We start from the raw sequence: 481 nt of genomic DNA, 5'->3' as shown, positions 1-481 counted from the left end.
GCGCTCGCCGAGCCACTGCTGCCCCAGCTCGCCGATCATATTGTCGACGGCGAAATGCAGCAGCGGCACATCCTCGGAGGCGTAGCCCTTGTCCGCGGAAGTGTAGGAGGGCACAGACAGGAAGTACACCTCCCCTTGCGTAAGTGCCCCCAGCAGCTCGGCTAGCTCGCCGGCGGGATGCGAGATGCCGACAATCGCCGAGCGGAGCTGGCTATCCTCATGCTGCCGCTGCCATATGTCGATCTGCCACTGCGATTGCTGTTCCTCGACCAGTTGATCGTAGGCGCGGTCGAGCAGAGCGAGTATATCCGCTTCGACGCAAGGCTTCGTGATGAAGTCGAGCACGCCGTAACGGAGCGCGGATTGGGCGTAGGCAAAATCCTTGAAGCCGGTAATCATGATCACCTTCGTCTTCCAGCCCCGGCTCCGAACTTCCCGGGTCAGCTGCAAGCCGTCCAGCTGCGGCATCCGGATATCGGTG

General features: G+C 62.0%; 1 protein-coding gene. It reads right to left on the bottom strand.

Features of this window, described 5'->3' with window-relative positions; translation table 11 throughout:
• The coding region (locus PA598K_RS35530; RefSeq protein ID WP_128661330.1) for a response regulator at positions 1-481 on the bottom strand (481 nt) is incomplete at both ends.

Origin of the sequence: Paenibacillus sp. 598K (assembly GCF_003851045.1) — a bacterium.
GTDB lineage: Bacteria > Bacillota > Bacilli > Paenibacillales > Paenibacillaceae > Paenibacillus_D.
The sequence above is the reverse complement of the archived record's forward strand: the minus strand, read 5'-3'. Positions and strand labels throughout refer to the sequence as shown.